At 73.7% G+C, this 5,248-nt stretch carries 5 protein-coding genes; 2 read left to right on the forward strand and 3 right to left on the reverse strand.

Annotation, left to right across the window (positions count from 1 at the left end):
• Positions 1-2,742: S8 family peptidase (locus GTW67_RS18575; protein ID WP_161165944.1), on the reverse strand; the 2,742-nt coding region annotated here is incomplete at its 3' end.
• Between the two features lie 150 nt (positions 2,743-2,892).
• On the opposite strand from GTW67_RS18575, the gene GTW67_RS18580 reads away from it, so the two are divergent.
• Positions 2,893-3,684: an inositol monophosphatase family protein gene (locus GTW67_RS18580; protein WP_161165945.1), complete on the forward strand. Its 792-nt coding sequence runs from the start codon at positions 2,893-2,895 to the stop codon at positions 3,682-3,684.
• 92 nt (positions 3,685-3,776) lie between these two features.
• Positions 3,777-4,340 (forward strand): dihydrofolate reductase family protein, encoded by a 564-nt coding sequence (locus tag GTW67_RS18585; protein ID WP_161165946.1) that lies wholly within the window; start codon positions 3,777-3,779, stop codon positions 4,338-4,340.
• Positions 4,341-4,436: 96 nt separating this feature from the next.
• Here GTW67_RS18585 and GTW67_RS18590 read toward each other — a convergent pair whose 3' ends face one another.
• Both GTW67_RS18590 and GTW67_RS18595 read right to left on the reverse strand, forming a co-directional pair.
• Positions 4,437-4,625, reverse strand: coding sequence for a DUF6381 family protein (locus tag GTW67_RS18590; RefSeq protein ID WP_161164071.1), 189 nt, complete (start codon positions 4,623-4,625; stop codon positions 4,437-4,439).
• 75 nt (positions 4,626-4,700) lie between these two features.
• Positions 4,701-5,248, reverse strand: a 548-nt coding sequence (locus GTW67_RS18595) for an RBBP9/YdeN family alpha/beta hydrolase (protein ID WP_202437395.1), incomplete at its 5' end; no start/stop codon positions are given.

Raw genomic sequence — 5,248 nt, forward strand, 5'->3', positions numbered from 1 at the left:
CGGGCTCCTGGCCGTGGCCTTCCAGCGCAGCGTCACCTCACCTGCGGTGAGTTCGCCGAGCAGTGCGCGGGCCTCGTCCGCCGGGATCGCGAGCGTCGGCAGTGCCGCGCCCGCGTAGCCGGCCGCCGGCTGCCAGCGGCCGGGGGCGGTGCGGTGCACGACGAGCGCCGTGGCGCCCGCGGCCTTGGCCGCGTCGGCCAGGCCGGTGACGGCGCCGCCGTCCGGAACGAGCACGAGGGCGATCCTGCCCTTGACGCCCGCCGCCTTCAGCTCCTCGGGCGAGCCCTTGCCCGCGTCGACGAGGCCCGCCCGGCCGGTGCCGTCCAGGTTGGTGCTGCCCTTGCCGGACGTGAGGGGGTGCAGTGCGAGGCCCTTCGTGGTCTTCAGCTCGGAGACGAGCGGGGCGTACTGCCTCCAGTGGCTGCCGAACGTGAAGTCGCCGTCCTGGGCACGGCCCTCGACCGAGGCGTAGAAGCCGCGGACGGTGCCCTGGGCGGTGACGGTCCCGGCGTGCAGCCAGTTCTCGCCCCAGGTACGGGAGAAGGAGAGCGTGGCGGTCCGGGTCTCGATCGGCCGGTCGGCGGCGACCTTCAGCCGGTGCGCCTTGCGCGCGTCGAGGACCACCGTGGTGTCCTTGGTCAGCTTCAGCTGCGGAACGCCGAGATACGTGAGCGAGTCGGTGAGGGCGTTCGCGGCGCCGCCCGCGTCCGGGGTCTCGACGAAGCCCGACAGGAAGTAGCTGCCGGGGCGCAGCCGGTACGTCTGGTCGACGGCGCCGTCGTTGAAGCGCCGCTCACCGCTGGCGTCGTCGGTTCCGATCACGTCGAGGGACGAGGTCCTGCCGGCGGGTTCGCCCGCGCGGTCCACGAGCTTGACCCGCAGCGAGACGGTCTCGGGCTGGACGTACAGGGAGAAGGGCGTGGAGACGGTGACCCCGTTCGCCTTGGCGACGACGCGGCCGGTGACGTCGCCGTACTGGCTGTCGGCGAGACGGGCGGTCGGGTCGATGCGCAGCGGCACCTTCACCGTGGCACCCGCGGGGACGGTGACCTGGCGGTTGCCGAGGCCGGCCACGGAGGACCGGACGCGCGAGCCGTCGTTGCCGGTGACCCCTTCGACGCCGAGGGCGAGCCGTACGGCCTTGGTGCCCGTGTTGGTGTAGGGCACGTCGACGGTGGTGCGGTCGCTGGCGTCCTGCGGCCAGTTGTAGTTGCCGCCCTGCACCGCGGGGGCGCCGAGGACGGTGGCGTCGGTCGCGGCCTTCACGTCGAGCCGGCCGCCGCCGGTCTCGCGCACGTCGCCGGGGATGCCGCTGTCGGCGGAGGAGACCAGGGCCGCCTTGAGTTGCCGCGCCGTCCAGTCCGGGTGCCGCTGCTTGAGGACGGCGGCGGCGCCCGCCACGTGCGGGGTGGCCATCGACGTACCCGACATCGTCTGGTACGCGTACACGCCCCGGCCGCCGGCCGACGCCGCGGAGATGTCCACCCCGGGCGCGGTGATCTCGGGCTTCAGGGTGTGCGTGAAGGGGGCGGGGCCGCGGCTGGAGAACCAGGCGGTGGAGTCGTCCCGGTCGACGGCGCCGACCGTGAGCACACCGGGGGCACAGCCCGGCGAGGAGACGGTGTTCAGCGACGGCCCCGTGTTCCCGGCGGCCACGACGAACAGCGCGTCCGACGTCTCGGCGAGCCGCTGGGCGGCCACGCTCATCGGGTCGGCGCAGTCGGTGGGCTCCGGGCTGCCGAGGCTCATGGAGACGACGTCGGCCTTCTGCTCGACCGCCCACTCCATCCCGGCGATGATCCAGGACTCGGCGCCCGAGCCGCCGTCGTTCAGGACCTTGCCCATGAGCAGGTCCGCACCGGGGGCGACGCCCTTCTTCTTCCCGTCGCTCGCGGCGCCGCTGCCGCCCACGGTGGACAGGACATGGGTGCCGTGTCCCTGGCGGTCGTCGGTGGAGTCGGAGTCGGTGAAGTTCCTCTGCGCCGTGATACGGCCCTTGAGGTCGGGGTGCTCGGCGTCCGCACCGGTGTCGAGCACGGCCACCTTGCTGCCCTTGCCGTCGTACCCGGCGGCCCAGGCCTCGGGGGCGTGCACCTGCTTCGTCGACCGGTCGAGCTGCGCCTCGACCTTCGAGTCCAGCCACAGCTTCGTCAGGTCCCGGGACGAACGGGACTTGGCGCCGGACACCTCGGCCCAGAAACCCGCGGCCTTCTCCTTGTCAGCGCGCAGGGCGACACCGTCGACGGCGTCGAGGACCAGACCGCGCTCGGCGCCGAACGGAGCGGCGGGGGCGCTGCGGGCCACGTCGACCGACGTGTCGTACACCGCGATCAGCGGCAGTGTGCCGGTGCGGGCGTCGTCGTAGCCCTGCCGCACCAGGCCGGTGACGTTGAAGAGCTCCTCGTCCACCCGGCCCGCGGCCAGCGCCCCGACGGCGGCCTCCGGATAGACGTACAGGTCGTCGCCGGACTGCCGGGTCTGGACGACGGGCACCCGGCCGTCCTCGCGGGGCAGTGCCACGGCCGCGCTGCGGCCGGAGGCGTCGGTGGTCACCAGGACGCGGTCCCCGGTGACCAGGGTGACGGTCGAGCGCTGTCCCTTCGCGGAGGCGGCCTCGCTTCCCACCAGTGGTCTCTTCTCCGGCTCGGCCGCCCGTGGTCGTGCCACGGACGGCAGGGCCGCGGTCGCTGCCAGCGTCACGGCCATCGCCGTGCCCAGGGCACTCCGCAATATCGCGCGCATCGGTCTCCCCAGCTCGAGGTGTGCGGTGGCGTCACCCTGACAGAGAGACACGTGGGGCAGGGGCGATGCGGTGAGGCGGGTTTGCGCCGTGACCGGTACCCGCCACGGCCCGAACGGCGCGGCAGCCACGCCTCGCTACGCTTGCCCGTCGTGACCAACACCCAGGTGTATTCCGAGGATTGCGACGTCGCGGCGGCCGGGGCGCGGGCCGGCGCGGAGGTGGTCCGCGCTCTGTACGGCCGGCGGCTGGACCGCGTCGACAAGGGCGCCGGGGACTTCGCCACCGAGGCCGATGTGGAGGCCGAGAAGGCGATCCTCGGCGTCCTGCGGGCCGCACGGCCGGACGACGCGGTGCTCGGCGAGGAACAAGGGCACCAGGGAGCCGTCGGCGCCGTGCGCCAGTGGCTGGTGGACCCCCTGTGCGGCACGCTGAACTACGCCACCGGCGGCATGCTGGTGGCCGTCAACGTGGCGCTGCGCGGCAGGGCGGCGGCGGTGGCCGACCCGTTCACCGGCGAGGTCTTCCTCACCGACGGGGAGACCGCCCGGCTGCGCCGCGACGGGGCCGCCGACACCCTGCTGAAGCCCACGTCCGCCACCGGGCTGGTGGACGTGAACCTGGACCCGCCGTTCCCGAACGCGCCCGGGTTCCGGGCCGTGGACCTGCTGGCCCACCCGGAGTTCGCCGGGCGTTTCCGGCCGCGCGTCGTCTCCACGACGCTCGCGCTGGCCTGGGTCGCCGCCGGCCGGCGTGCCGCGTACGTCACCGACGGCGGCGACCTCACCGCGAGCGTGCACTTCGCCGCCGGCATCGCCCTGTGCCGGGCCGCCGGCTGCGTCGTCACCGGCATCGACGGCGCCCCGCTCGGCGAGTCGGGCCGCGGGCTCGTGGCCGCCGCCGACGACGAGACCCACGGGCTGCTGATGTCGATGCTCCGCTGAGCCGGTGACCGCGGGACGGTTCCGGCCCCGAATACGGCACACCGCGGCGGCCACGGCCGTAGGGTCGGTGCTGTTCCCGAGGAGGGCTTCTGATGCGCAGCGTGATCTACTCGATGGGTGTCTCCCTCGACGGCTACATCGTCGGGCCGGACGGCGACTTGAACTGGACACCTCCCGACGACGAACTCTTCCGCTTCGTCACCGACGAGACCCGGGAGATCGGCGTCTACCTCCTGGGACGGCGGCTGTACGAGACGATGCTGTACTGGGAGACCGCCGGCCAGGATCCTTCACTGGACGACCTGGGGCGCGCGTGGGCCGCGGTGTGGAATCCGCTCCCCAAGGTGGTGTTCTCCACGACGTTGTCCACCGTGCGGGGTCAGGCCCGGCAGGCCACCGGCGGCCTCGCGGAGGAGATCGAGCGGCTGCGGGCCGAGTCGGGGGAGGGCCACATCGCGGTCGGCGGCGCGACGCTCGCCGCCGAGGCGGCCGCGCTGGGCCTGATCGACGAGTACCGGGCCAGGGTCTTCCCGGTGCTGCTCGGCGGCGGCATCCCGTTCTTCCCCCGGCACGAGCGCCGGGTGGATCTCGAACTGCTGGAGACCCGCACCTTCGGCTCGGGCGTCGTCTACCTCCGCCATCGCGTGGTGCGCTAGGCGTCGCCACCCAGCACGGACGCGGGGTGACCGGCGCCGTCCACCGACACCTGGCGCCGCTGAGCGGCGAGGACCGGGGCGTGGCCCGGCTTCCGTCTACTCCCAGGGATAGATGTCCCCACTGCGCATGCCGCTCTCCTGCTCGCACCGGGACTCCAGCGAGCGCGACTCCTTCTGGAGGCGGTCACGCTGCTGCGGATCGCTGGACCGCTCCGCCGCGTCGGCCAGGTCCTTGGCCTTCTCCCGCATCTGCCGCAGCCGCTCGCGCGCTTCTTCTGAGCTCATGGCCGATCACCTCACCCTTTCCAGGGTGCGCCGGTGACGCCGTACCCGCAGCCCGGGAGCCCCGGCGGCGAGCCGTCACCGGGGGATGGCCTCCCGGGCTTCGGGCAGCGAGGTGACACCGTCGGAGGCGAGGAAGTGACCCGCTCCGGGGACTATGTGCGCGGAGACTCCGAGCATGCCCGCGAGCCGGTCGGTGTGGCCGGTCGGCACCAGCGGGTCCGCGTCCGACCGGATGACCGTGAGCCGGTCGACGCGGTCGCGGAGCCCTGTCACGTCGCAGCCCTGTCCGATGTAGGCGTCCAGCTCAGGCAGCGCGGGCAGCCGGTCGACGAAGCCGGAGACCAGCACGAGCGTGCCGAGGCGCCAGGTGCCCGGCAGGGAGCGCAGATGGCGCAGCACGGCCAGGGAGCCCAGGCTGTGGGCGACGACGACCGTGTGCTCGTCGGGCGTTCCCAGTTCCCCGCGTACGGCGTCCGCCCACCGCACGGGGTCCGGGTCCTGCGGGTCCGGCAGGGCCGGGACCGTGGTCGGGATGCCGTCCGCCCGGAGCCGCTCGGCCAGCCAGCCGAACCAGTGGTCGTCGGGGGTCGCGCCGTAGCCGTGGATGATCGAGGCACGCCGGA

The organism is Streptomyces sp. SID5910 (genome assembly GCF_009862125.1).
In the GTDB taxonomy this organism is placed as follows: domain Bacteria; phylum Actinomycetota; class Actinomycetes; order Streptomycetales; family Streptomycetaceae; genus Streptomyces.